Origin of the sequence: Prevotella sp. P5-126 (assembly GCF_002251185.1) — a bacterium.
Taxonomy (GTDB): domain Bacteria; phylum Bacteroidota; class Bacteroidia; order Bacteroidales; family Bacteroidaceae; genus Prevotella.
On sequence record NZ_NPIZ01000043.1, the window covers coordinates 1 to 26,814 of the forward strand.

A 26,814-nucleotide genomic window follows, 5' to 3' on the forward strand; every position below is an offset into this window, starting at 1 on the left:
TATTTTTTTTTATGTATCTTTGCACTCTGAAAACCAAACTTAAATATTCGGTTTTCCAGTACACAAACAAATAGTATTGAATTTACGAATAGTTTAAATAAATAGGTATGAAAAGTAAAAACGTTATTACCATTGCGGTTTTTGCTGCAATCGCGATTTTAACCTCATGTGGAGGAAGCAAGAAGGATGGTCTGCCCAACTTCAGTGACGACGAGTTTGCCGTAAGCACCATCAGCACATCAAGTGCTGCTTTACAAACCACGTACCCCGCCACCATTAAAGGTATTCAGGATGTTGAGGTTCGCCCAAAGGTTTCAGGATTCATCACAAAAGTATTTGTCCATGAAGGCCAAACGGTATCAGCCGGTCAACCATTGTTCTCTATCGACAGCGAGACCTATCAAGCTGCTGTCCGTCAATGTCAGGCCGCAGTCAATACGGCAAAGGCACAGGCTAACACCGCCAAGCTGACTTACAAAAACAACAAGAATCTTTTCGATAGTCACATTATCGGTGAGTACGAACTTTCAACCGCAGCCAATACTCTTGCTACCGCAGAAGCACAGGTTGCACAGGCAGAAGCTGCATTGGCATCAGCTCGCGAACAATTGGCATGGTGTGTAGTAAAGAGTCCTTCGGCTGGTGTTGTGGGAAGTCTCCCCTTCAAAGAAGGTGCTTTGGTTAGCGCTTCTGGCCAGGCATTGACCACCGTTTCAAACATCAGTACCATGGAAGTTTTCTTCTCTGTATCTGAGTCTGAACTCTTGAATATGGGCAAAAACAACGGCAATATGCAGGCTGCCATCGCAGCCTTCCCTCCCGTCAAACTGCAACTTGCAGATGGTTCATTCTACGAACAACCGGGTAAGGTTGTAAAAATGAGTGGCGTCATCGATGCTTCTACAGGTGCCGTATCGCTGATTGCACACTTTGCCAATCCCGACAAACTGCTGAAGAGCGGTGGTTCTGGCTCTATCGTTATTTCTAACGACAACAGCAACGCCATCGTTGTTCCACAGGAAGCATGTTCTCAAGTACAGGATAAAATTTTTGTTTATGCCGTAGGCAAAGACAACAAAGTGAAATATACAGAAATCAAAGTAAATCCACAAGATGACGGCAAGAACTACATTGTGACCTCTGGACTCCGTACCGGTGACCGCATCGTTGTAAAAGGCATTACCAAATTGACTGATGGCCAACAGATTAAGCCTATCACACTAGAGCGCTACAATCAGAAGATAGCCGAAGCAGCCAAGCTCGCAGAGTCGCAAGACAATGCCCATGAGTTTGCCAAAGCCATGAGCGGCAAGAAGTAATTGCATCATCACTATCAAGCAAGAAGCAATTCTTCAGCAAATAACCATTTATAATATAAGGTATAAAGAAAATAGTAAATTATGACATTTACAAACTTTATAAAACGCCCAGTACTATCGACGGTGGTTTCCATCTTCTTCGTCTTGCTGGGTACCATCGGCTTGATATCGCTACCTATTGAGCAGTATCCAAATATCGCGCCGCCTACTATCTCGGTATCTACCACCTATCAAGGTGCCGATGCCCAGACGGTATTGAATTCAGTCATCGCCCCGCTGGAGGAGAGTATCAACGGTGTGGAAAACATGACCTACATGACCTCTTCTGCGTCAAACTCAGGTTATGCCAGCATCACCGTTTACTTCAAACAGGGTTCAGACCCTGATATGGCTGCCGTCAACGTGCAGAACCGTGTATCACAGGCACTGTCTTTGTTGCCTGCCGAGGTTACACGTGTAGGTGTTACGGTTACCAAACGTCAGAGTTCTAACGTGCTTCTGTTCTCGCTAACCACAGACGACGGACGCTACGATGACCAGTTTGTGACCAACTATGCTTTGATCAACGTGGTTCCACAGTTGAAGCGTATCAATGGTGTGGGTGATGTGCAGAGCCCTTCTACCCGTAACTACTCTATGCGTATATGGCTGAAGCCTGAGAAAATGAAGGAGTTTAGTCTCGTACCATCTGACATCTCCAATGCTTTAGCGGAACAGAACATCGAGGCTGCCCCTGGTAGCTTTGGTGAAAGTTCTGATATGCAGTACGAATACACCCTGCGTTACAAGGGTCGCTTGAAGACTCCTATTGAGTATGAGAACATCCTCATCAAGAGCAATACTTCTGGTCAGACACTCCGCCTCGGCGAGGTTGCCAAGGTAGAACTGGGCGGTCTGGTATATAGCGTAAACCTGCTCAACAACGGCCAACCTGCCGTAATGGGTATGGTACAGCAAATTGCTGGTTCTAACGCCACACAGATTGCAACCGATGTTAAGAAGGAACTGGAAGAACTGAGCAAGAACTTCCCTCCTGGCCTAAAATACACCATCGAGCAGGACATCACCGAATTCCTCTTTGCTTCTATTGAGGAAGTAGTATTTACGCTGATTATCACCCTTTTGTTGGTATTCGTCGTGGTATATGTCTTCCTGCAAGACTTCCGATCTACTCTAATACCTATGATTGCCGTACCTGTGGCATTGATTGGTACATTCTTCTTCCTATGGATATTCGGTTTCTCCATCAACCTATTGACGCTGTCAGCCTTGTTGTTGGCTATCGCCATTGTGGTCGATGACGCCATCGTGGTGGTTGAAGCGGTCCATGCCAAACTCGACCAGGGTTATAAGAGTGCACTTACAGCATCTATCGATGCCATGAACGAAATTTCGAGCGCCATCATCTCTATCACATTGGTAATGTCAGCCGTGTTCGTTCCTGTATCATTCATCGGTGGAACCTCAGGATATTTCTACCGTGAGTTTGGTGTGACCATGGCTGTATCTATCGTAATTTCTGCCGTCAATGCGTTGACACTATCTCCTGCACTCTGTGCCATCTTCCTGAAACCACACGAAGAAGGACATGAGAAGAAAATGTCGATCATCGACCGTTTCCATACAGGATTCAACTATCAGTTTGAGAAGATTACCAATAAATATAAGAAAGGTGTACAGTGGGTCATTGGGCATGGCGTCATCGCCGGAGGTGTTGTTGCAACAGGTATTATAGCTTTTGTAGCACTAATGGGTGTCACCAAAACAGGTTTGGTACCTAACGAAGATACTGGAACACTGTTTGTTTGTATCTCTACAGCCCCAGGTACTACACAGCAGCGCACAACCGAAGTAGTGAAGCAAATCGACAAAATGCTGGAAGCCAACCCAGCCATCCAGCGCCGTGAAGCTATCATGGGTTATAGCTTTATCGGTGGTGCCGGTTCCAACCAAGGTACTATCATCATCAAACTCAAACCTTTTGAGGAGCGTCCAGGTGGATTCTTCCATCGCATCAAGAGTGCGCTGACAGGTGGTGGCATCGAAGCATTGTTCGTCAACCCCATGGAATATACTTCAGTTTTGGGTATGATTTACAAACAGACCGCAACCATCAAGGATGCTCAGATCCTTGCATTCTCACCGCCAATGATTTCAGGATTCTCTGCCCAGAGTGGTATTACAATGACCATGCAGGACAAGACCGGTGGTGATCTGAACCGTTTCTTTGATATTGTAAAGAATTTCCTAAAGGAGCTCAACGACCGTCCGGAAATCCAGACTGCACAGACCCAGTATAACCCTAACTATCCCCAGTATATGGTGGATGTGGATGTGGCAAAGACCAAACAGGCAGGCATCTCTCCATCAACAGTATTGTCTGTCATGCAGGGTTATCTTGGTGGTCTCTACGCATCTAACTTCAATGCCTACGGTAAGCTCTACCGTGTCATGATTCAGGCTGGACCTGAGAGTCGTATGCGTCCAGACGATCTGAGCAAGATTTATGTACGTTGTGCTGATGGCACCATGTCTCCTGTAAGCGAGTTCGTGAACTTGAAGAAGGTTTATGGTCCTTCAAACATCACCCGTTTCAACCTGTTTACGTCTATGGACGTATCAGTAACGCCTAACACGGGATATTCTTCAGGTGATGGTATGAAGGCAATTGCCGAAGTGGCTAAGACCACTTTGCCCGAAGGTTATAGCTACGAGTATTCTGGCTTGACCCGTTCAGAGGCTGAATCAAGCAACTCTACTGGTCTGATTTTCGCACTCTGTATTGTATTCGTTTACTTGATTCTGAGTGCCCAGTACGAGAGTTACATCTTGCCATTGTCGGTAGTACTCTCTATTCCATTCGGTCTGGCAGGTGCATTCACCTTCACCAACATCTTCGGCCACGCTAACGATATCTATATGCAGATATCACTCATTATGTTGATTGGTCTGTTGGCGAAGAATGCCATCCTTATCGTACAGTTCGCCCTTGAGCGTCGCCGTACGGGTATGGCCATTAAATACTCTGCCATTCTGGGTGCAGGAGCTCGTCTGCGTCCTATTTTGATGACTTCATTAGCTATGATTATCGGTCTATTGCCACTGATGTTCGCATCAGGTGTAGGTAAGAATGGTAACCAGACTCTAGGTGCTTCTGCTGTAGGCGGTATGCTGATTGGCACCCTACTCCAGATATTCATCGTACCTGCGCTATTCGCCGTATTCCAATGGTTGCAAGAGAAGATTTCTCCGCTCCGTTTCGACGATGAAGACAACGAAGAGGCTGCTGCAGAACTGGCTCAGTATGCAGAGGCTTCTGCCCGCAAAGATTCAAAGAAATAAGGTAGAACACGCAAGTGTAGAATAATAAATGCAAAGCAAAAGATGAAAAAGAATATCACATGCATCATACTGTGTCTCGCAGCGCTCTCTCTGAGCAGCTGCAAGACTCTCTACGGAAAATATGAGCGTCCGGATGTGAAGACCAGCGGTATCGTTCGCGATGTAGCTTCTGATACAGATACTTTGGCTGTAAAGGATACTACTACCTTCGCCAACATCCCTTGGCGCAGCGTCTTCACCGACCCTCAGCTCCAGTCGATCATTGAGAAGGGATTGAACAACAATGTCAACCTCCTCAATGCGGCTTTGAACGTGAAGATGGCAGAGGAACAGTTGAAATGTGCTAAGTTGGCATTCGTGCCTTCTTTGTCTTTCACTCCTCAGGGAACTATCGCTTCCTGGGATGGTAACGCTGCTACCAAGACTTACAGCTTGCCTGTTACAGCCAGTTGGACGGTTGACCTCTTCGGCAACCTGCTCTCTCAGAAGCGCAGTGCCCAGATGGCTCTGCTCCAGTTGAAGGACTATCAGGTGTCTGTACAGACCAACCTCATCGCCAACATCGCCAACATGTATTATACCTTGTTGATGCTCGACAAGCAGGTGGAGCTGGTTAACAATATGGAAGGATTGACCAAGGATACCTGGGAGACCATGAAGGTGCTGAAGGATACCAAGATTGGTTATCGCGGAACTTCCGTGCAGGCTGCCGAGAGCAACTACTATGCAGTGTTGACTCAGAAGACCGACCTGATGCGCCAGATTCGTGAGACAGAGAACTCCCTGAGTCTTCTCATCGGCGACCAGGCTCATTCCATTGCCCGTGGCAAGCTGGAGAATCAGAGTCTTCCTGCAACCTTCTCTACCGGTGTAGGCATCCAGTTGCTCAACAACCGTGCTGATGTTCACGCAGCCGAGATGAATCTGGCTCAGTGCTTCTATGGCATAGAGACTGCCCGCAGCAAGTTCTATCCATCTATCACCATCTCTGGTACAGGTGCATTCACCAATTCTGCTGGTGCAGGTATTGTGAATCCAGGCAAGTGGTTGCTTTCTGCTGTTGGTTCATTGGTTCAGCCAATCTTCCAGAATGGTAGAATCATTGCCGGCTTGAAGGTGGCTAAGATGCAGTACGAGCAGGCTTACAATACTTGGCAGAACACCGTACTGAAGGCTGGTAGCGAGGTGAGCAATGCCCTTGTGCTCTACAACTATTCTGACGAAAAGGGTAAGGTGGAGGCTAAACGCATCGCCGTACTCGAGAAGAATGTGGAGGATACACGTAAGTTGATGTCAGAGGCTGGCGGTTCTTATCTGGAGGTAATCCAGGCGCAGTCTTCACTGCTCAACGTACAACTCTCAAAGGTAGCTGATGACTTCTACAAGATGCAGGCAGTGGTAAATCTCTACTATGCATTAGGAGGTGGCGCAAAATAATCATCGGATGATACATCCAGGAAGCATATCAACCATCATTGTCATGGCGATTTAGCTGCTGGATCTATATAAATATATAAATCAGAAATTATGGCAAGTATTATCAGTCCCAAAGCAGACGTTTCGCCCAAAGCAAAGATTGGCGACAACTGCAAAATATACCCCTTTGTCTATATCGAAGACGATGTAGTGATTGGCGACAACTGCGTACTCTACCCCTTCGTAAGTATCCTCAACGGCACACGCTTGGGCAATAACAACAAAGTGTTCCAAGGCGCAGTTATTGCTGCCTTACCTCAGGATTTCAATTTCGAAGGTGCTGAGAGCTTTGTGGAAATTGGCAACAACAATACCATCCGCGAGAATGTTGTCATCAACCGTGGCACATACGCAGGAAGCAAAACCGTATTGGGCAATAAGAACTTCCTGATGGAAGGTGCACATATCTCCCACGATACTGTAGTGGGTGATGGCTGTGTATTCGGCTATGGTACGAAGATTGCCGGTGACTGCGTCATTGGCAATGGTGTCATCTACAGCACTTCGGTGGTGGAGAATGCCAAGACTCGTGTGGGCGACCTCGCCATGATCCAGGCAGGTACTACCTTTTCGAAAGACATTCCTCCCTACATCATCGCAAGTGGCAAACCTGTGAAATACAGCTGTCCTAACAATGTCATCATGGAAGCAGCAGGTTTCGACCCACGTGTTCGCAAGCATATTGCCAACGCCTACCGCTTGGTATTCCACGGTCAAACATCAGTTTTCGATGCCGTCAACCAGATCAAGGATCAGGTGCCCGATGGTCCAGAGGTGCGCAACATCATTTCGTTTATCGAAGGTACCAAACTTGGCATCATCTCTAAGATGTAGTCCAACCGCTTGGTAATTCCACCGAGCACAACAAACAGTAACCATCCACTACAGTTTGTTTGTAGCCGGAACATCATAATACTTTCATCCGCAATACCGAGACATTTGGTATTGTGGATGATTTTGTTTTTGTTAGGATCTCAAAGCAAAATCAGCAAATATCGATAAATTGTTTTTGCATTCCATCTAACAACCAATTATGGACTTGTTATCCACAAAAGATACAGCATCTATTGATTGACTACTCATCTCTATCAAAGGCGTTTAGTTATTTTTTACGCAGAGTCTATGCAAAAGAGTCTATAAATAAGTCAAATAAAATAAAAAACAAGCATAGAGAGTGACAAAGGCGGACATCTGGGTTTTGTGATATTGTATCTTTGCAAACCAACCTGAGAATAAATTCTCAAACAAGAAGGCACCTTGGTAACAAACTATTGATCGTACAATTAAAAAAGGTATTTATGTTTACAGAAACGACATTCAACAACCCAAACTGGTTACAACAGAAGGACCATGAGTCTTCAATTAACACCCGACTGGTTCTCGTTAACTTCTCGTTCGCTTCTCGTTCGTCTCTCGTTCGTTATTCGTTAGTCTATCGAAGACCGATCGAGAACCGAACGAGGATCTATCTAAGAACGAAAGACGAACGAGAAGTTATCGAAGACACGACGAAAAAATGTCAAACCTGACGAGAATGGCAGACTTCAATTTCCGGACTCTTTCTGGTTATGCCAAACAAATACAAAACGCCCCCGTAATGCATTTAATAACTTGCAGAGCAAGGGATGCCAACTGCAACAACCCGATCCCGAATGGCATCAAGCTGTTCATGGGTAGCTTTGAGAAGTCCATGGGCAGGTGTTTCTCGGTCTATCGTATAAACCATTACTTGTTGAGGTGCAATCGTCTTGACCGCTTCAAGCCAAGGAACCACATATTCCTCAGCAGTATTATCCACACTTTCACCATTACAATCCCCACGCATAAACATCGTCTGAATGATGACATGTCCGTTGAAAGCCTTCATACGTTCAATAATCTGGTTGACGTCATAGTTGCCAGCCGGACGATCCACCCGATGGATGTAAGCGCTATCCACGGTATCGAGTTTGAGAATATTGTCATCCACCTTCATCAGCGCATCATGTACCGATTGACGATGAATCTGCGTAGAGTTGCTCAACACACAGACTTTGGCATCCGGACAATATGCATTACGCAAACGAATGGTATCATCTATAATTTCCGGAAAATGGGGATGACATGTCGGTTCACCATTACCAGCAAACGTCAGCACATCGGGCAACTGTCCCTCGCTTTTCATACGCTGTAGTGTCAGTTGGAGTTTTTCTGCAACATCCTGCCTTGTAGGCATCGTTTGTTGAGGTCGATGATCCTCGTTGAACCCACATTCACAATAGATACAGTCAAACGAGCAAACCTTGCCATCGGCAGGAAGCAGGTTGATGCCAAGCGAAATTCCCAAGCGTCGGCTATGAATGGGACCGAAGATGGGAGATGGATAGATAATTGTACTCATAAATCCAAATGTTTTGTTATCGACTGCAAAATTAGCAAATAAAACGTAATTTGTTTTGCAATCTGAGTGAATTATTGTAATTTTGCAAGAAATTAGGTATATTACGGACATTTAGGAACAATGGCAAAAAAAAGAAAAGCTATCAGTTGTCGTAGAGGTATGCAGGGAGTCACCTTATGCATCAGTACCGCCATGGTGCTTATCTTGCTTGGAATGGTGGTATTCTCCGTACTATTGGCACGCAACTTATCCAACCACATGAAAGAAAATCTGACCATGAGCGTCATGTTGAAAGACTATGTCACGGTCAATCAGGGCCACCTGCTCTGCCGCGATCTCTATCATAAGCCATGGTCACACCATATCGACTATATCAGTAAAGAACAGGCACAGCGCGAACAGATTAAGGAGTTGGGCAGCGACCCATCAGAGTTTCTCGGCTTCAACCCGTTTCCTGCCACACTGGAGATATGGCTCAATGCCAACTACGCCAACCGCGACTCCTTGCGCATCATATCCAAAGAGTTACGCAAGGATGCCCGCATTAGCGACGTAGCATATATGGAAGACCTTGTGGATCAAGTCAACTACAATCTGAGCCGTATCAGCATCATCCTCCTTGTGCTTGCCATCCTGCTGACATGCGTTTCCTTCTCGCTCATCAGCAATACTGTCCGACTTAGCGTCTATGCACGACGTTTTCTCATCCACACCATGAAACTTGTGGGTGCCTCTTGGGGATTCATCCGTCGTCCGTTCCTTTACCATGCCATGGGAGTGGGTATCATCGCTGCACTCATAGCCATTGCCGTATTGGGCGGATGCTTCTACGGACTCTACGTGATGCAGCCTGGCATACTAACCGTCATCACTTGGGTGGAACTTACTATCACCGGCGTAGCAGTATTTCTCTTCGGTTTGCTCATCACAGCCCTCTGTGCATGGCTTGCCGTCAACCGTTTCTTGAGAATGACAGCTGGCGAACTCTACAAAATCTGACAACACATCAATTTGCGAACAATACATTATGAACAAAAGAAATCTCGCTTTTGACCGCACCAACTATCTGCTTTTGGCATTAGGCATGGCTATCGTCATCATCGGATTCATTCTGATGAGTGGCAGCGGTTCCGACTTAGAGGCATACAATGCCGACATCTTCAGCACACGCCGCATCACCATAGCTCCTATCACCTGCTTGTTCGGGTTTGTATTCATGATCTATGGTGTGATGCGCAAGCCCAAAAACACCGAGACAACAGCTAACGAAACAGAGGAGGGTTGCGCACAATGAATTGGTTTGAAGCACTTATACTCGGACTCATCCAGGGACTGACAGAGTATCTCCCCGTCAGCAGTAGCGGTCACCTCGCCATTGGCGCCTATCTCGTCGACATCAACGGTGAAGACAACCTCACTTTCACCATCATGGTACATGTTGCCACGGTATTGAGCACCTTAGTTATTCTGTGGAAAGAAATCGACTGGATACTGAAAGGACTCTTCAAATTCCAGATGAACGATGAAACCAAATACGCCCTCAACATCATCATCTCTATGATACCTGTGGGCATCGTGGGTGTGTTCTTCAAAGACCAAGTAGAGGAAATATTCGGTTCGGGCCTGCTCATAGTAGGTTGCATGCTTCTCGTAACAGCACTACTTCTGTCGTTCTCCTACTTTGCCAAGCCCCGTCAGCGTGAAAACATCAGTCCACTGCATGCTTTCATCATCGGTTTAGGTCAGGCTCTTGCCGTACTGCCCGGACTCTCCCGTTCTGGCACTACCATTGCCACAGGTCTCCTATTAGGCAATAAGAAAGAAAAGATGGCACAGTTCTCGTTCCTCATGGTCATCCCTCCCATCCTTGGTGAGGCATTACTCGACCTATTGAAAGGACTGAAAGGAGAAGAAACCCTTGGCGGCATCGACACCTTCCCCATGGTAGTAGGATTCGTTGCAGCCTTCTTGTCTGGATGCCTTGCCTGCAAGTGGATGATCAACATCGTGAAGAAAGGCAAGCTCATCTATTTCGGTATCTATTGTGCCATAGCAGGTGCTATCACCATCATCTGCTCACTCATTTAATACTCACATTTACCTTATGCCCCTGACCTGGTTAGGACATATTCTAAATAAAATATATGAATTTTACACAAGGAGAAGTCATCTATATCGATAAGCCCTATCGCATGTCGAGTTTCGGCGCGTTGGCACACATCCGCTATCTCGTATCCCGTAAGATTGGCGTAAAACGAGTGAAGATGGGACATGCAGGAACACTCGATCCCCTTGCCACTGGTGTACTCATACTATGTACCGGCAAAATGACCAAGGAGATTGAGCGCATGCAGTACCACACCAAGGAATATACAGCCACGCTGCAACTCGGTGCTACCACAGCCAGCTACGACAAAGAGCATACCGTCAATATGACCTACCCTACCCAGCATATCACACGCCAGCTCATCGACGACACGCTGCCACAATTTCTCGGTGATATCCAGCAAGTGCCACCACAGTATTCGGCAGTCAAGGTAGCCGGTGAACGTGCCTACCGCATGAAGCGCAACGGCGAAGAAGTGAAGCTTGCAGCCAAAACCGTACATATCGACGAGATTGAGGTAACGTCATTCGACCAACAGCTCATGCAGCTCTCCATCCGAGTGGTATGTGGAAAAGGCACTTACATCCGGTCGCTTGCACGCGACATCGGTCGCGCATTAGGAAGCGGTGCCTACCTCACCGCACTACGCCGCACCCGTTTGGGCGAAGTCAGCATCGAACATTGCATCCAGATGGACGATTTCCCTGCATGGCTTGCCCAACAAGATATAGAAGACATCAAGAAGAAAAAAACAACTTTAAAAAACTATAAGCAATGAAACTGTCACAATTTAAATTCAAGTTGCCCGAGTCACAGGTAGCCCTTGAGCCACCACACAAAGCATTCGAAAATGAAGACGGAACCATTGATAAAGTATATCGGCGCGATGAATGTCGCCTGATGGTTGTACACCGCAAAAGCGAAACATTCGACATCTTCAAGAAAGATGATGAAGGAAACGACACCAATCAACCGCTGTTATTCCGCGACATCATCAACTATTTCGATGAAGGTGACGTAATGATTCTCAACGATACAAAGGTGTTCCCTGCACGCCTCTATGGCACCAAAGAAAAGACCGACGCAAAGATTGAAGTATTCCTGCTTCGCGAACTCAATGAGGAACTGCGTCTTTGGGACGTACTCGTAGAACCAGCACGTAAGATACGTATTGGCAACAAACTCTTCTTCGATGAAGACGGGCCTATGGTAGCAGAAGTCATCGACAATACCACCAGCCGTGGACGCACATTGCGTTTTCTCTACGACTGTCCCCACGATGAGTTTAAGCGCGAGCTCTTTGCCTTGGGCTCTGCCCCACTACCACGCTATATCGTTGACAAACGTGATGTAACTCCCGAAGACGAAGAAAACTTCCAGACCATCTATGCCCGCCATGAAGGAGCTGTTACCGCTCCAGCCTCAGGTCTCCATTTCAGCCGCGAAGTGATGAAACGTTTGGAAATCCGTGGTATCGACTTCTCCTACATCACCGTACACTGTGGTCTTGGCAGTTTCGACGCCATTGAGGTAGAAGACCTCACCAAGCACAAAATGAATTCCGAGCAGATGATTATCGACAGTAAAGCCTGCTCTACAGTCAATAATGCCAAGAAGGAAGGTCGTAAAATCTGCGCCGTCGGCATTTCTACCCTACGTGCTACAGAGAGCGCCGTCGGCACCGACTGCATGTTGAAAGAGTTTTCTGGTTGGACCAATAAGTTCATCTTCCCACCCTACAACTTCAATCTGGCAGATTCGCTGATAGCCAATTTCTATCATCCCGAATCAACCATGATGATGGCAACCGCCGCCTTCGGTGGTTACGATCTCATCTACAACGCCTACGAAGCTGCCGTCAAAAATGGTTTCATGTTCGGTTGCTATGGCGATGCAATGCTCATCCTTAATGACTAACACTTCTCAGCAACAGACAGAGACAACAAGCGACGATCACCTCCATGAGGTGTATCTCGCTTTAGGTTCCAATCTGGGCAACCGTCAGGAAATGCTCGACGAGGCAGTTAGACAGATAGGTCGCCGCATCGGCAAGGTCATTCGTCGATCATCATGGATAGAGACCGAACCTTGGGGGTTTGAATCTTCCAACCGTTTCCTCAACGGCGCAGTATGTTGTCACACCAATCATACGCCCCACGAAGTGCTTCTGCTGACGCAAGCCATTGAACGCGATATGGGTCGTAAGCGCAAAACCGATAGCCATCATGGCTATTCTGACCGCACAATCGATATCGACATACTGCTCTATGACGATCTGCAAATAGACAGTGCCGAGCTAGTCATTCCCCACCCGTTAATGGAAGAACGCGATTTCGTAATGATTCCCCTTCACGAAATTCTGCGAAAAGTTATGTAGCGAATAATTGATACTACAATGTAATCAAGCATCATGCTGACGGTAGAAAAACATCACGTCAATATGCTATAACAAAAATTATCCCGCTTTCTCTTACGAGTCAGCGGGATAATTTTTGTTATGTACCTTTCGTTATTACTTACGCAGTCCGAGGGCTTTGATCAGTTCACGATAGCGGTTGATGTCCTTGTTGTAGAGATACTTCAAAAGTTTACGACGACGACCTACCATTTTGGTCAAGCTACGAGCTGTACCGAAATCCTTGCGGTTCTGCTTCAGATGCTCGGTGAGGTGACTGATGCGATAGGTGAACAGAGCTACCTGGCTTTCGATAGAACCGGTGTCAGTAGCCGACTGTCCGTGCTTCTCGAAGATTTCTTTCTTCTTAGCTGAATCTAAATACATAATTGTTGATGATTTAATTAAATTGTTAATAATATGACATCTTTCAGATGCTCCCCATCTTCATCACGGCGGTTCACATTTTCAAATGCGGGTGCAAAGGTACGAATAAGTGAGCGAAAAACCAAATAAAACCTTATATAATTATTTATTTTCATAATGCGAGTAGCTAAAATTGGACGTTTTCGTTAAACCATGAGCAGAATAAAGCTCGCTTTAATTATGCCATGGCGAGAAAAAGTGCCATGACTATGGAAGATTAGAGGTACGAATTTCTCCCTTCTGCTACCTTTATTTTCCCATTCGTTTCCCAATTTTTAATAGGAACTAGAAAAAGAGCACATCAATCACCAAAACGCAGCCTGTTAGCAGGAAATCCCCTATAACGTATGCATTTATGCATTATTCCTCAAAAAAACGTTAAAAAGCAAGCAAAAAGGCCGTGTTAGTTCCAAAAAAATGTTACTTTTGTGCAAACAAATCATACACTTCAATAATTATAAAACAAAAACTATGGAACAGCAGCAAACAGGAAGCAGATCCTATTTGATTTCTATTGTGATGGTTGCCGTATTAGGCGGCCTTCTTTTTGGTTATGACACCGCAGTAATCTCTGGCGCAGAGAAAGGACTTCAAGCCTTCTTTATGGGAGCTAAAGACTTCCAATATACCGATTTCTGGCATGGCTTCACCAGTTCAAGTGCCCTCATCGGTTGTATCATCGGTTCAGCCATCTCTGGTTTGCTTGCTACAAAATTTGGAAGAAAACGTTCATTGATATTCGCCGGCATCATGTTCTTCATATCGGCATGGGGTTCTATGTGTCCTGAGAGCATGTTGTTGCCCGAAGGCAAACCCACCCTCACCCTGCTCATCGTGTTCAATCTCTATCGTGTGATAGGTGGTATCGGCGTAGGCCTTGCCTCTGCTGTTTGCCCCATGTATATTGGTGAGATTGCGCCAAGTGGTATTCGTGGCATGTTGGTATCATGGAACCAGTTTGCTATCATCTTCGGACAGTTGGTGGTTTATTTCGTCAACTTCTTCATCCTTGGCGACCATATTGCCCCAGCCATTGCAAGTGTTGGTGGCGGTTTGAACGAAATACTCAACGGCACAGAAGCCCAATGGGCTATCGAGACTGGCTGGCGCTATATGTTTGGATCGGAAATGATTCCAGCCGGACTGTTTGCCATCCTCATCTGCTTTGTACCTGAGACACCACGCTATCTTGCTATGATTGGCGAAGATGCCAAAGCAGAGCGCATCCTTGCAAAGATCAATGGTGCAGCAGCAGCCAAACAGATTCTGTTTGACATTAAGAACACCGTTACAGAGAAGACCGAGAAACTCATGACCTACGGATTCCTTTGCATCTTTGTTGGTGTGATGTTGTCGGTATTCCAACAGGCAGTAGGTATCAATGCTGTGCTCTATTATGCCCCACGCATCTATGAAGCCATGGGTTTCGACAATCCTATGATGCTTACCGTATTCAACGGCATCGTCAATCTGAGCTTCACCTGTGTAGCAATCTTCACTGTAGAGAAGCTCGGTCGTAAGCCCTTGCTCATCGTTGGTTCTCTCGGCATGGCAATAGGTGCTATCGGTGTAGCATGCACCTTCGGCAATCCCGAACTGCAGCTCGTCTGCATGGTATCTATCATGATCTATTCAGCTTCGTTCATGTTCTCATGGGGTCCCATCTGCTGGGTACTCATCGCCGAAGTATTCCCCAATACCATCCGCGGTGCAGCAGTAGCCATTGCCGTAGCCTTCCAGTGGATATTCAACTGGATCGTATCAACATCGTTTGTCCCCTTGGCCAACAGTCTGGGTTATTGGTTCACCTATAGCCTCTATGGTGTTATCTGTGTGTTGGCAGCTCTCTTCGTATGGAAGTTGGTACCTGAGACCAAAGGCAAGACCTTGGAGGATATGACCAAACTCTGGAAAGACAGAAAATAAGAATAAAACAAAAGAAATGAATATGAAACGTATCTTAGTAGCAGAAGACAACGAAAGCAACTACGTGCTGATGACTTACGTATTGAGAAATCGATATGAAGTGGTACGCGCCAGCAACGGCAAAGAAGCTGTTGAACTGTCTGACCAACAACAATTCGACTTAATCATGATGGACATGAAGATGCCCGTGATGGATGGTCTTGAGGCAACACGCCTCATCAAGGAGAAACATCCTGACCTCCCCATCATCGCATTGACTGCAAACGCTTTTGAAACCGACCGCCAAGCCACATTCGAAGCTGGCTGCTGCGATTTCATATCGAAGCCATTTAGCAGAGAAAAGTGTTTGGAAACCATCGCAAAGTATATCGGTGAATAAAACCGAAACCTCACCACCAGTACGATAGTCACACGATGACAACTATCGTCTGCTTCTAAAGAAATCTTGCATAAGTTGGCGACATTCTTCCTCAAGAATGCCGCCACTTATTGTTGTACGGGGGTGTAATGCCTTGGGGGCATAGACATGGAATCCTCGTTTATCGTCGGCAGCACCATAGACAATACGCGGAATCTGCGCCCAGCCCAATGCACCTGCACACATAGGACAGGGCTCTACGGTAACATAGAGTGTGCAATCGGTCAGATACTTCCCTCCCAATTCGTTTGCAGCTGCCGTTATGGCTTGCATCTCAGCATGCGCAGTAACATCGTTGAGAGTTTCCGTGAGGTTGTGGGCACGGGCAATAACCCTGCCCTGACATACGATTACAGCACCAATAGGAATTTCACCTGCTGCTCCAGCAGCTTCAGCTTCCACCAATGCCATACGCATATAGCGTTCGTCGGTTTTCAATTGTTCTTTTTGTGTCATGGTTGCGAAATTACAAAAAAATAGTTGAATATCCTCAGAAAAGGATCATAAATGCAGAAGAAAACCGTTTTCACACTAAAATATCATATACCTTGTTTCATTTAATAAAGGTACGCATGCTTGCGTACGCGAACGCGTTATCATCAAACACCTGCTATCAAACAGCCATCAAAACAGCAAGTTGCCTGCTGTTGTAAGCAAGAGAAATCACAGGCGAATGGTCGTACCACCTACACATATAGTTAATTCAGTTTTCAAAAAAATTCGACCACTCGACCACCGATACTTGCATCATACTATCCTTCAATCTATTATAGGTGTGGTCGATTGTCATTTTGTGGGGTTTTCGACCACCATTCGACCACCATCCGATTTTGGTTTTCACTAACCAGTGATTACCATCTTAAGTAGGCAGCACCTCGGGAATAAAAATAAAAACGAGTTTTTATTTTGTATTCCATTCGGTTTGCACTACCTTTGTACTATGAAAGAAAAAATAGTGTATATCGAGGAGACAGATTCCACGAACCGATGGCTGAGAGAACATGGCGGTGATGAAGACTGTGTGGTATGGGCAAACTATCAGACAGATGGACACGGACAAGGATCAAACCATTGGGAATCGGAACGAGGCAAAAACCTCACGTTCTCGGTATTGATGCACCCCACACACGTACCAGCCAACCGACAGTTTCATATCTCTATGGCAGTATCACTGGCGGTGACCGACGCATTAGGACAATATATAGGCGACTTAAGCGTGAAATGGCCTAACGATATCTATTGGCGAAATGCTAAGATCTGTGGCATGCTGATAGAAAACAGACTGAAAGGCATGCAGATATGCGATAGCATTGCGGGCATAGGCATCAACGTAAACCAACGCGAATTTCAAAGCGATGCCCCAAACCCCATATCGCTCTGGCAGATAACCGGACAGGAAACCAACCGGCAAGCACTATTGGAAGATATTATCTGTCGCATTGAAAGCTATATGCTGCAGGATGTAAGGGAACGCTACATGCAGGCCCTATACCGCAGAAAAGGCTTTCACCCCTACTGCGATGCGCAAGGCGCTTTTATGGCACGCATAGAAGATGTGGAGGAAGACGGACACCTGGTACTGATGACCGAAGATGGGGAGCGACGCCGCTATGCTTTCAAAGAAGTATCGTTTGTGATCTGAACACCCCTACTACATGATGATAGACAATAATCAATAAAAAACAAAGATAATATGGCAAGATTTAAGAGAATCCTCCTGAAGCTCTCTGGTGAGAGTTTGATGGGCAATCAAGGTTACGGCATCGACGCAGAACGCCTCAGCGACTATGCCCGACAAATTAAGGAAGTCAGTGAGATGGGCGTACAGATTGGTATCGTCATCGGCGGTGGCAACATCTTCCGCGGACTTAGCGGCAGTCAGAAAGGCTTCGACCGCGTGAAAGGCGACCAGATGGGCATGTGCGCCACAGTAATCAATTCGCTGGCACTATCATCAGCTTTGGGAGCTATCGGTGTGAAGAACAAGGTGCTGACAGCCATCCGCATGGAGCCTATCGGCGAATTCTACACCAAATGGAAAGCTATCGAGGCGATGGAAGCAGGACAGGTATGCATCTTCTCTGCAGGTACTGGCAACCCCTATTTCACTACCGATACCGGCAGTAGTCTGCGTGGCATAGAGATAGAAGCCGACGTGATGCTGAAGGGCACACGCGTAGATGGCATTTATACCGCCGACCCCGAAAAGGACCCAACCGCTACTAAGTTTGACGAAATCTCCTATAAAGAAGTATTGTCACGCGGTTTGAAGGTCATGGATCTTACCGCTATCTGCATGTGTCAGGACAACAATCTGCCTATCTATGTATTCAACATGGACGTGGTGGGCAATCTGAAGAAAGTCATGGAAGGTGAGGAAATTGGAACCCTCGTACATCCTTAATCCCACTTACTTATACCAACAAAGCGAGCCGCAACACAGAATGTTGCGGCTCGCTTTGTTATATTGATATACTATTTGGATTATTTCTCTTCCTTGAAATCGACGTATTCTCCATCGCCATCATCAAAGATCTTCTTGTTTTCACGACCTCTGCGGTCTATGATGGTTTCACCAAATTGTGTCGTGGTATGCACCTCGACAGGATCTTCCTCTACCGTTTCATTCTCCCATCGACTATTGGTATAACCAGCCGTCTGTGCACGACGGTCATACTGTTGGCGCTGCCGTCCAGTCTCGTTGCGATACTGTCTGGCATGTTCGCCTGCAGCATCACGCATCTGTCTCTGCATGCGGCGAATCATTCGCAACACCTGTCCCCCCACAAGTAGGACAAGAAACACGATAAAGAAAAAAACAAAGAGGATCATTCCTCCTATGGCTTTAAGCATGACTATAGGGTTTACTTATTTCTTCTTGTTGATATTGGTAAACAATGACAATACCACATACCAGGCAATGATAACGGCAATGCCGCTGACCTGGAGTAGTAAAAGCAATGGAATGCAAGAGAGAATGAATATATACTTCACCTCGTTGCCACGCCATCCCCAATGCTTAAACTTCAAAGCGAAAAGGGGAATCTCAGCGATAAGCAGATAGCTGGTGAAGAAGATGGCAGCCACCACAACATAAATGCTGTAGGGTAATGCCTCAATAGCTTTGCCACTACCCACAATCAAAGACCCCCAAAAGAGGGCATTTGCAGGAGTGGGCACACCGATAAACGATGTGGTCTGACGCTCATCGAGATTGAATTTAGCCAAGCGCAACGCTGAGAAGGCAGCCATCACAAAGGCGACATAAGGCAACAGGGAATATAATCCTCCCATGCCTTCAACCTGACAATACAGATAGTCGAAGAGGATTGCAGAAGGTGCAAAACCAAAAGTGATGTCATCAGCCAACGAGTCGAGTTCCTTACCAATGGGTGAGCTAACACCAAGGAGGCGTGCACTCATACCATCGAAGAAGTCGAATACCGCACCAATAACGATAAACAGCAATGCCTTATCCCATTCGCTGTAGAATGCCATACATGTTGCGATGCACCCAGAGATGAGATTGCAACAGGTAATGGTGTTAGGAATATGTTTTTTGATGCTCATAATGTAGAATTCGTAAAATGTAACTGTATTACTTCAATACCGCCAATACGGTTTGGTCGCCAGTGGTAGGCTGATCCATGCGTACACGCACTTCAGTACCTAATGGCAGATAGACATCCACTCGCGATCCGAGCTTGATGAAGCCTAAGTGCTCGTCGATGTTACATTCCTCTTCAGCCTTAGCATAGGTAACGATGCGGCGCGCCATAGCACCGGCAATCTGTCTGACCAGCACATCCTCACCTTCTGGAGTGGTAATCATGATGTCTGCATGCTCGTTTTCCTCACTGGCTTTGGGCAACCAAGCCTTGTGATAATTTCCATTGTGATGACTCACAAACTTCACCTTACCGTCAACGGGGAACCAGTTGGCATGCACATTGAGCGGACTCATAAAGATGCTGATGAGCAAACGCTTATCGTGGAAATAGACATTCTCATCCACTTCCTCAATTACAACGATCTTTCCATCGGCAGGTGCCACGACCATCTTGTGGGTATCTCCATTGAAATAACGGATAGGACAGCGATAGAAATTGAGCGCCAGCATCCATGCCGTGCCCAAACCAAGTATGCTAATCCAAAAAGGAATCTTCGTATCGAAGGCAAACCACAATCCGATAGCCAAAACAATGATAAGTATCATGCTAATGGCCAATTCGCTTGTACCTTCACGGTGTATTCTAATTTTCTTAAGTTTCTTTAGTCTTTTTCCCATACGTAGTGGTACGATTGTTTTATTCCATCTGCAAAGGTACGCTATTTTTATCTATTTCACAAATTTTTTATTCCATTCTTTTGGAGTTCTCACCTTTTAGGCGTAACTTTACACCACATTTATCAAACAATAAACAATAGATATGCAAGATTTCATACATTTACACGTCCACACCTATTACTCTATTCTCGACGGTCAGTCGAGCATTAAGAGACTGGTGGATAAAGCCGTTGGGAACGGCATGCGCGGCATGGCCATCACCGACCACGGCGACATGTTTGGCATCAAGGAATTCCACGATTATGTGGGCGGTGTCAACAAGGGACGTAAGAAGGAAGGTCTCGAGCCTTTCAAGCCCATATTCGGATGTGAGATGTATGTGGCTCGCCGTGGTAGCAAGGAGAATCGCCAAGGCAAGGAAGACATGGGCGGTTACCACCTCATTGTGCTCGCTAAGAATTATAAAGGTTATAAGAATCTGATCAAACTGGTGAGCAATTCCTGGGTCGATGGATTCTATATGCGCCCTCGTACCGACCGTGCCGACTTGGAGAAATACCACGAAGGACTCATCATCTGCTCGGCATGTATTGCCGGCGAAGTCCCCAAAAAGATTCTTGACGGTGATATGGCTGGTGCACGCGAAGCTTTGGAATGGTATCACCGCGTGTTTGGCGACGACTATTATCTCGAACTGCAGCGCCATGAGGTGCGCGATCCCCACCAGCGTGCCAACCGCGAAACCTTCCCTTTGCAGCAACAAGCCAACAAGGTATTGATAGAACTGGCACACGAATACGGCATCAAGCTCGTCTGTTCAAACGATGCCCACTTTGTGGATCAAGAGAATGCCGAGGCCCACGACCACTTGCTCTGCCTCTCTACGGGTAAGGATTTGGACGACCCTACACGTATGCTCTACTCCAAACAGGAGTGGTTTAAGACCCGCGAAGAGATGAACGAGGTGTTTGCCGACATTCCCGAAGCCCTCTCGAACACAACCGAAATACTCGATAAGGTTGAGATCTACAGTCTCGACCACGACCCTATCATGCCTTTCTTCCCCATCCCTGAATCGTTTGGTACCGAAGAAGAATGGCGCCAGAAATACACCGAACAACAACTCTACGACGAGTTTACCACCGACGAGAATGGTGAAAACCCTCTCTCGCCAGAGGAAGGAGAGAAGAAAATCAAGAAACTTGGCGGTTACGACAAAATATACCGTATCAAGTATGAAGCCGACTATCTGGCAAAACTCGCCTATGAGGGTGCCCGCAACCGCTATGGCGACCCTATCCCCGACGAGGTGCACGACCGTGTAAAGTTTGAACTGCACATCATGAAGACGATGGGTTTCCCCGGCTACTTCCTCATTGTGCAAGACTTCATCAACTCTGCACGCGATGAACTCGGTGTAATGGTAGGCCCCGGACGTGGCTCTGCTGCCGGTTCTGTGGTAGCCTACTGTCTGGGAATTACAAAGATTGACCCGTTGAAATACGACCTGCTGTTTGAGCGTTTCCTCAATCCCGACCGTATCTCACTCCCTGATATCGATACCGACTTCGACGATGACGGACGTGGTAAAGTGCTGAAATGGGTGGAAGATAAATACGGTCATGAGAACTGTGCGCATATTATTACCTATGCGTCGATGGCAACCAAAAACTCGCTGAAGGACGTGGCTCGCGTGGAAAAGCTGCCCCTTGCCGAAGCCAATGCCCTCTGTAAAGCCATTCCCGACAAGTTGCCCGATGGCAAAAAGATGAACCTCACCAATGCCATAGCCTGCGTGCCGGAGCTGCGCGATGCCGAGGTATCGACCGATGCGAAGATGGCAAACACTATCAAATATGCGAAGATGTTGGAGGGAACGGTGCGCGGTACGGGCATCCATGCCTGCGGATTCATCATCTGTCGAGACCCCATCAGCGACTGGGTGCCGGTATCTACTGCCGACGACCCCGATTTCAAGGGTGAGAAAACCAACTGCACCCAATACGATGGTCACGTCATTGAATCGACCGGACTGATCAAGATGGACTTCCTTGGACTGAAGACACTGTCGGAGTTGAAGGAGGCCTGTGCCATTATCAAGCAGACCCGTGGCATAGAAGTGGATCTCGATACCATCCCGATAGACGATGCCAAGACCTACGAACTCTATCAGCAAGGACGCACCATCGGTACCTTCCAGTTTGAATCGGCAGGTATGCAGAAGTATCTTCGCGAGCTCCACCCTACCGTTTTCGAAGACCTTATCGCCATGAACGCCCTCTACCGACCGGGTCCAATGGACTATATCCCATCGTTTATCGCGCGTAAAAACGGCAAAGAGGAAATCTCCTACGATATTCCCTGCATGGAGAAATATCTTAAAGACACCTACGGCATCACCGTTTATCAAGAGCAGGTGATGTTGTTGTCACGTCAGTTGGCAGACTTCACCCGTGGTGAGAGTGATGCGCTGCGTAAGGCGATGGGTAAGAAGAAAAAGGACATCGTTGATGCGATGAAGCCTAAATTCATCGAAGGCGGCAAGAAAAACGGGCACGATCCTAAGGTATTGGAGAAGATATGGGCAGACTGGGAGAAGTTTGCATCCTATGCGTTCAACAAGTCACATGCGGCATGTTACTCATGGGTGGCATTCCAGACAGCCTATATGAAAGCCAACTACCCTGCCGAGTTTATGGCAGCCATCATGAGCCGACGTCGCGATCAGATTACAGAAATCACCAAACTGATGGATGAATGTAAGGCCATGGGCATTGCAACACTGGGTCCCGATGTGAACGAGAGCTATCAGAAGTTTGGTGTGAACAAGAAAGGAGAGATACGTTTCGGTCTCGCAGCCATTAAAGGCGTGGGCGACCCTGCCGCCATAGCCATCATTACCGAGCGCGAGAAAAACGGTCTTTACAAGGACATCTTCGACTTTGTGCAGCGTGTAAGCCTCAGCGCTGTCAACCGCAAGACGATAGAAAGTCTTGCGCTGAGCGGTGGCTTCGACGGTTTCCGTATTCCGCGCGAAAATTTCTTCGCAAAGAACAACAAGGGCGAATCGTTTCTCGACACCCTTGTGCGCTACGGACAGATGTATCAGGCCGAGCAGCAAGAGGCGCGCAACTCACTCTTTGGTGGTGAAAATGCTGTGGAGATAGCCACACCGCCCATTCCCAAAGGCGAACAGTGGAGCAACATTATGCGACTAAACAAGGAGCGCGATCTGGTGGGCATCTATCTTTCTGCCCATCCGCTCGATGAATATAAAGTGGTAATTGACGCACTTTGCAACACCAAATGTGCCGAACTGGCAGACATCAATGCATTGGCAGACCGCGAAACAGTGGTGCTGGGCGGTATTGTCACCAATGTGGAACAGAAGTTTACCAAGCGCGGCGACCCCTGCGGCTTTGTCACCATCGAGGATTTTGAAGGTTCAGGGCGTCTTGCACTATTCGGCGAAAGCTGGGGACAGATGCGCGGCATGTTTGAAGTGGGAGCCACGGTCTATGTGACCGGCAAGGTGGTTTCGCGCTACTCTCAGTATGGAAATAAAGATGACAACAGCCCTAAAGACCTGCGCGTCTCCTCGGTAGAATACATGCAGAGTGTCAAGGACAAAGCCATTGAGCGCATCACCATCTCTATCGACGTATCGCAACTCGACTCACAGATAGTGACCGAACTAGGCGAACTGGCTCACGAGAGTCCTGGCAAGACCCAGCTGTTCTTCCAATTTGTGGATCAGAGCAAGCGCCGCCGCATACTGTTGCGCAGCCAATCGACCGCTATTGATGTGAAACCCGCATTGCTCAACTATATAGAGCAATCGTCTGCCCTGTCGTATAAGATTAACTAAACGGGGAAAATGGCACGATGTTTGCCTTTTAACCCATGAGTGTATAAATACCTATAGTATTAATTAACAAACTTACAATTATGGAATTGAATGTCACAAACGAAAACTTTGCAGAGCTGAAAAACAGCGATCTGCCCCTTGTAGTAGATTTCTGGGCCACATGGTGTGGCCCCTGCCGCATGATAGCTCCTATAGTAGAAGAGTTGGCAAAAGAATATGAAGGCCGCGTCAATGTGGCTAAGTGTGATATTGAGGAGTGTGAAGATATTGCCGCCGAACTGGGCATTCGCAACATCCCCACCCTGCTGTTCATCAAAGGCGGACAGGTTGTTGACAAGTTGGTAGGCGCCCAATCCAAGACTAAGTTGCAGGAGAAGATTGAAAATCTGCTGTAGTACCAATACCCTGACAACAATGACAAGCATTGAAGAAGAACTTCTCATGGACGAAGAGAACGATGCCCGTGAGGCGGAATATATTCTCCACACCTTGTCCAGCGAGCTTCAAGACCGATACACCACCGATGATATCCGTACTATGATGGATCTCATCGTGGAGTATTACTACGACAGCGGTATGCTGGAGTGTACCGATGCGGAAGTAGAGATAGACCTTCAGGATGTGGCAGACTATGTGGCCAAGCATGCCAAGGAGTACCACGAGAAGGATTATCCGGTAGAAGACGTGTTCTTTGTGGTGCAAGCCGATTTTGACTGGCAGGAACAAAACCTGTAGGAGCCACTCTCGGTTCTGCTACCGCCATACCAAGAACAGGAGGCAATCACGACCTGAAGTCGGTGATTGCCTCCTGTTATGATATGGTTGAGACGGATCAGAACGTCAGCAGACGACTACCGTCGGCTTGTTCTTCGATGGTGACGCGGACGGTATCATCGGGCAATACGTCTTCAATGAGTTCGGGCCACTCTATCAGACAAAGTGCCCCTGAGTAGAAATACTCTTCGTATCCCATGTCATAGACCTCTTCGAGTTTCTTAATGCGATAGAAATCGAAGTGATATACAGGTTGTTGTTCGCCGTCAGTATATTCGTTGACGATGGCAAAGGTGGGCGAAGTGATGACATCGTCACACCCCAGTTCTTCACAAAGTGCTTTGACAAATGTGGTTTTTCCTGCACCCATCTTGCCATAGAAGGCAAAGACACGCGAGCTACCGATATTCTCGATAAACTGTCGTGCGGCGCTGCGTATGGTGTCGAGACCGTTGATAGTGATTTCCATATCTTTATTGTTTTATCTGTTATCTGTTTTTTCCTTTCAGTGTGACCAGTGGGATGATCATCTCTTCCATAGAGATGCCGCCGTGCTGGAACGTGTTGCGATAGTAGGCAACATAGTAGTTGTAGTTGTTGGGATAGGCCAGGAAGGTGTTGCCCGTGGCAAACACATAACTGGTGCTTATATTTGGCGAGGGCAGAAAGACACTCTTAGGGTCTTTGACGGTAAACACATCGCGACTTTCACAAGCGAGGTTGCGTCCCAACTTATAGCGCAGATTGGTGTTGGTATTGCGATCGCCAATGATTTTCACCGGTGTATCGGTGCGAATGCTGCCGTGGTCGGTGGTCAGCACAACGCGACAGTCTGTCTGTGACAACCGATGGAGCAACTGGCTGATGGCGGAGTGGCGAAACCAAGAGAGCGTCAGCGAACGGTAGGCAGCCTCATCGTGAGCGAGTTCGCGCACCATCTTTGATTCGGTTCGGGCATGCGACAACATATCGATGAAATTGACCACCACAACATTGAGGCTGTTGCGTTGCAAGAGTTCGTCGGCTTCTGCCAAGAGTTGTTCGGCTTCATCGGTGGTGTTGATCTTATGATAGGAGAAGGTATCGCGACGACGCACGCGGTCGAGGAAAGCTTGTATGAGGTGAGGCTCATTGAGGTTTTTGCTCTCTTCGGCATCTTCTTCAGTCCACCAATCTGGATAGCGTTGCTTGATTTCGCTGGGCATCATTCCTGCAAAGAGGGCATTGCGAGCATATTGCGTGGCAGTGGGCAGAATGCTGCAACACAGTTGTTCGGTGATGTCGTAATCGGTCAGTTCGGTTTCGATAGCCTTCCACTGGTCGTAGCGGAAATTGTCGAACACCACGAGAAAAACTCTCTCACCCTGTTTGAGCATAGGCAATATGTGGTGTTGCATGACGTCGTGGTTCATCGTGAAATCGTGGTGTTGCATCCAATCGACATAGTTGCGCTTCACGAATTTGGCAAATCCGAGATTGGCTTCTGCCTTCTGCATGCGAAGCATGTCTGCCAGTGCAGGATCAGCCGAAACGAGCTTGAGTTCCCAATCTACGAGTTGTCGGTAGAGCGCAGCCCAATCGTTCCAACAGCAACAATCCATCATTTGCATGGATATTTGCTGAAAATGCTGCTGATAGGCAGTTTGCGTGGTTTCTGCCACCAGTTCTTTACGATGGATAAGTTTTTTGAGCGAGAGCAGAATCTGATTGGGGTTGACGGGTTTGATGAGGTAGTCGGCAATATTGCGGCCCACCGCTTCGTTCATGATATCCTCTTCTTCGCTCTTCGTCACCATGACTACGGGTACCGTGGGTTGTATCAGTTTGATGCGTTCGAGCGCTTGCAGTCCGGTAATACCGGGCATCATTTCATCGAGCAGAATCACATCGAACTGCTGTTGCTTACAGAGTTCTACGGCGTCGGTACCGTTGGTAGCGGTCACGACATCGTAGCCCTTTCTTTCCAGAAAGAGCAGATGAGGACGGAGCAGTTCCATCTCATCGTCAGCCCAAAGTATTCGTCCGTTGGTCATTGCTTATTATCAATATGTGTGCAAAATTAGTGTTTTTTTCTGAAATAACCTGCTTTCGCTAC

The 26,814-nt window shown here is 47.1% G+C and carries 25 protein-coding genes; 16 read left to right on the forward strand and 9 right to left on the reverse strand.

Features of this window, described 5'->3' with window-relative positions; all coding sequences use genetic code 11:
- Positions 1-107 precede the first annotated feature (107 nt).
- The 4 genes from CIK90_RS03860 to lpxA all read left to right on the forward strand — a co-directional run bounded on the left by CIK90_RS03860 (position 108) and on the right by lpxA (position 6,971).
- Entirely contained in the window at positions 108-1,319 is a 1,212-nt protein-coding gene (locus CIK90_RS03860; protein ID WP_094391283.1) for an efflux RND transporter periplasmic adaptor subunit, read from the forward strand.
- Between the two features lie 81 nt (positions 1,320-1,400).
- Complete coding sequence (locus CIK90_RS03865) at positions 1,401-4,661, forward strand: efflux RND transporter permease subunit (RefSeq protein ID WP_094464391.1); 3,261 nt, start codon at positions 1,401-1,403, stop codon at positions 4,659-4,661.
- 42 nt (positions 4,662-4,703) lie between these two features.
- Positions 4,704-6,098, forward strand: a complete 1,395-nt coding sequence (locus tag CIK90_RS03870) for an efflux transporter outer membrane subunit (protein ID WP_094391281.1) — start codon at positions 4,704-4,706, stop codon at positions 6,096-6,098.
- Between the two features lie 90 nt (positions 6,099-6,188).
- The gene (lpxA, locus tag CIK90_RS03875; protein WP_094391280.1) at positions 6,189-6,971 is read left to right on the forward strand and encodes an acyl-ACP--UDP-N-acetylglucosamine O-acyltransferase; all 783 of its coding nucleotides are present in this window, start codon (positions 6,189-6,191) and stop codon (positions 6,969-6,971) included.
- A gap of 769 nt (positions 6,972-7,740) precedes the next feature.
- On the opposite strand, the gene CIK90_RS03880 is transcribed toward lpxA, so the two are convergent.
- Positions 7,741-8,517: a radical SAM protein gene (locus CIK90_RS03880; RefSeq protein WP_094464392.1), complete on the reverse strand. Its 777-nt coding sequence runs from the start codon at positions 8,515-8,517 to the stop codon at positions 7,741-7,743.
- A gap of 120 nt (positions 8,518-8,637) precedes the next feature.
- On the opposite strand from CIK90_RS03880, the gene CIK90_RS03885 reads away from it, so the two are divergent.
- From CIK90_RS03885 to folK, 6 genes are read left to right on the forward strand one after another with little or no spacing between them, the layout of a single operon-like run.
- Positions 8,638-9,516 carry an ABC transporter permease gene (locus tag CIK90_RS03885; RefSeq protein ID WP_094391278.1) on the forward strand — a complete coding sequence of 293 codons (879 nt, stop codon included), beginning with the start codon at positions 8,638-8,640 and terminating at the stop codon, positions 9,514-9,516.
- 28 nt (positions 9,517-9,544) lie between these two features.
- Positions 9,545-9,811, forward strand: coding sequence for a DUF3098 domain-containing protein (locus CIK90_RS03890; protein ID WP_094391277.1), 267 nt, complete (start codon positions 9,545-9,547; stop codon positions 9,809-9,811).
- The gene (locus tag CIK90_RS03895) at positions 9,808-10,605 is read left to right on the forward strand and encodes an undecaprenyl-diphosphate phosphatase (RefSeq protein WP_094436601.1); all 798 of its coding nucleotides are present in this window, start codon (positions 9,808-9,810) and stop codon (positions 10,603-10,605) included. The genes CIK90_RS03890 and CIK90_RS03895 overlap by 4 nt, the downstream gene beginning before the upstream one ends.
- Positions 10,606-10,661: 56 nt before the next feature.
- A complete protein-coding gene (truB, locus tag CIK90_RS03900; protein ID WP_094464393.1) occupies positions 10,662-11,402 on the forward strand; it encodes a tRNA pseudouridine(55) synthase TruB in 741 nt (246 codons plus the stop codon).
- The gene (gene queA / locus CIK90_RS03905) at positions 11,399-12,541 is read left to right on the forward strand and encodes a tRNA preQ1(34) S-adenosylmethionine ribosyltransferase-isomerase QueA (protein WP_094391274.1); all 1,143 of its coding nucleotides are present in this window, start codon (positions 11,399-11,401) and stop codon (positions 12,539-12,541) included. The genes truB and queA overlap by 4 nt, the downstream gene beginning before the upstream one ends.
- On the forward strand, positions 12,534-13,001 hold the full coding sequence (folK, locus tag CIK90_RS03910; RefSeq protein WP_094464394.1) for a 2-amino-4-hydroxy-6-hydroxymethyldihydropteridine diphosphokinase: 468 nt from the start codon (positions 12,534-12,536) through the stop codon (positions 12,999-13,001). The genes queA and folK overlap by 8 nt, the downstream gene beginning before the upstream one ends.
- A 135-nt stretch (positions 13,002-13,136) precedes the next feature.
- Here folK and rpsO read toward each other — a convergent pair whose 3' ends face one another.
- Positions 13,137-13,406, reverse strand: coding sequence for a 30S ribosomal protein S15 (rpsO, locus tag CIK90_RS03915; RefSeq protein ID WP_094391272.1), 270 nt, complete (start codon positions 13,404-13,406; stop codon positions 13,137-13,139).
- 510 nt (positions 13,407-13,916) lie between these two features.
- On the opposite strand from rpsO, the gene xylE reads away from it, so the two are divergent.
- Together xylE and CIK90_RS03925 are read left to right on the forward strand one after the other, a co-directional pair.
- The gene (gene xylE / locus CIK90_RS03920) at positions 13,917-15,371 is read left to right on the forward strand and encodes a D-xylose transporter XylE (RefSeq protein WP_094464395.1); all 1,455 of its coding nucleotides are present in this window, start codon (positions 13,917-13,919) and stop codon (positions 15,369-15,371) included.
- A 22-nt stretch (positions 15,372-15,393) separates the two neighbouring features.
- Positions 15,394-15,750 (forward strand): response regulator, encoded by a 357-nt coding sequence (locus CIK90_RS03925; RefSeq protein ID WP_094446553.1) that lies wholly within the window; start codon positions 15,394-15,396, stop codon positions 15,748-15,750.
- 42 nt (positions 15,751-15,792) lie between these two features.
- Here CIK90_RS03925 and CIK90_RS03930 read toward each other — a convergent pair whose 3' ends face one another.
- A complete protein-coding gene (locus CIK90_RS03930) occupies positions 15,793-16,245 on the reverse strand; it encodes a nucleoside deaminase (RefSeq protein WP_094446554.1) in 453 nt (150 codons plus the stop codon).
- 484 nt (positions 16,246-16,729) lie between these two features.
- On the opposite strand from CIK90_RS03930, the gene CIK90_RS03935 reads away from it, so the two are divergent.
- Entirely contained in the window at positions 16,730-17,431 is a 702-nt protein-coding gene (locus tag CIK90_RS03935; protein ID WP_094446555.1) for a biotin--[acetyl-CoA-carboxylase] ligase, read from the forward strand.
- 51 nt (positions 17,432-17,482) lie between these two features.
- Positions 17,483-18,193, forward strand: coding sequence for a UMP kinase (gene pyrH / locus CIK90_RS03940; RefSeq protein WP_094436613.1), 711 nt, complete (start codon positions 17,483-17,485; stop codon positions 18,191-18,193).
- Positions 18,194-18,273: 80 nt separating this feature from the next.
- On the opposite strand, the gene CIK90_RS03945 is transcribed toward pyrH, so the two are convergent.
- From CIK90_RS03945 to CIK90_RS03955, 3 genes are read right to left on the reverse strand one after another with little or no spacing between them, the layout of a single operon-like run.
- On the reverse strand, positions 18,274-18,642 hold the full coding sequence (locus CIK90_RS03945; RefSeq protein WP_094391267.1) for a DUF4834 family protein: 369 nt from the start codon (positions 18,640-18,642) through the stop codon (positions 18,274-18,276).
- Positions 18,643-18,657: 15 nt separating this feature from the next.
- Complete coding sequence (gene pssA / locus CIK90_RS03950; protein ID WP_094391266.1) at positions 18,658-19,359, reverse strand: CDP-diacylglycerol--serine O-phosphatidyltransferase; 702 nt, start codon at positions 19,357-19,359, stop codon at positions 18,658-18,660.
- A gap of 28 nt (positions 19,360-19,387) precedes the next feature.
- The gene (locus tag CIK90_RS03955; RefSeq protein ID WP_094464396.1) at positions 19,388-20,077 is read right to left on the reverse strand and encodes a phosphatidylserine decarboxylase family protein; all 690 of its coding nucleotides are present in this window, start codon (positions 20,075-20,077) and stop codon (positions 19,388-19,390) included.
- Between the two features lie 142 nt (positions 20,078-20,219).
- On the opposite strand from CIK90_RS03955, the gene dnaE reads away from it, so the two are divergent.
- Together dnaE and trxA are read left to right on the forward strand one after the other, a co-directional pair.
- Positions 20,220-23,945 carry a DNA polymerase III subunit alpha gene (gene dnaE / locus CIK90_RS03960; protein ID WP_094464397.1) on the forward strand — a complete coding sequence of 1,242 codons (3,726 nt, stop codon included), beginning with the start codon at positions 20,220-20,222 and terminating at the stop codon, positions 23,943-23,945.
- An 80-nt stretch (positions 23,946-24,025) separates the two neighbouring features.
- Complete coding sequence (gene trxA, locus CIK90_RS03965) at positions 24,026-24,340, forward strand: thioredoxin (protein ID WP_094391263.1); 315 nt, start codon at positions 24,026-24,028, stop codon at positions 24,338-24,340.
- Here the strand turns inward: trxA and CIK90_RS14625 are convergent.
- The 3 genes from CIK90_RS14625 to CIK90_RS03980 all read right to left on the reverse strand — a co-directional run bounded on the left by CIK90_RS14625 (position 24,306) and on the right by CIK90_RS03980 (position 26,752).
- Positions 24,306-24,671: a hypothetical protein gene (locus CIK90_RS14625; protein WP_371595920.1), complete on the reverse strand. Its 366-nt coding sequence runs from the start codon at positions 24,669-24,671 to the stop codon at positions 24,306-24,308. The two genes, trxA and CIK90_RS14625, sit on opposite strands and share 35 nt — an antisense overlap.
- Positions 24,672-24,777: 106 nt before the next feature.
- Positions 24,778-25,188, reverse strand: a complete 411-nt coding sequence (tsaE, locus tag CIK90_RS03975; RefSeq protein WP_094391261.1) for a tRNA (adenosine(37)-N6)-threonylcarbamoyltransferase complex ATPase subunit type 1 TsaE — start codon at positions 25,186-25,188, stop codon at positions 24,778-24,780.
- A 19-nt stretch (positions 25,189-25,207) separates the two neighbouring features.
- On the reverse strand, positions 25,208-26,752 hold the full coding sequence (locus tag CIK90_RS03980; protein ID WP_094464398.1) for a bifunctional response regulator/alkaline phosphatase family protein: 1,545 nt from the start codon (positions 26,750-26,752) through the stop codon (positions 25,208-25,210).
- Between the last annotated feature and the right edge of the window lie 62 nt (positions 26,753-26,814).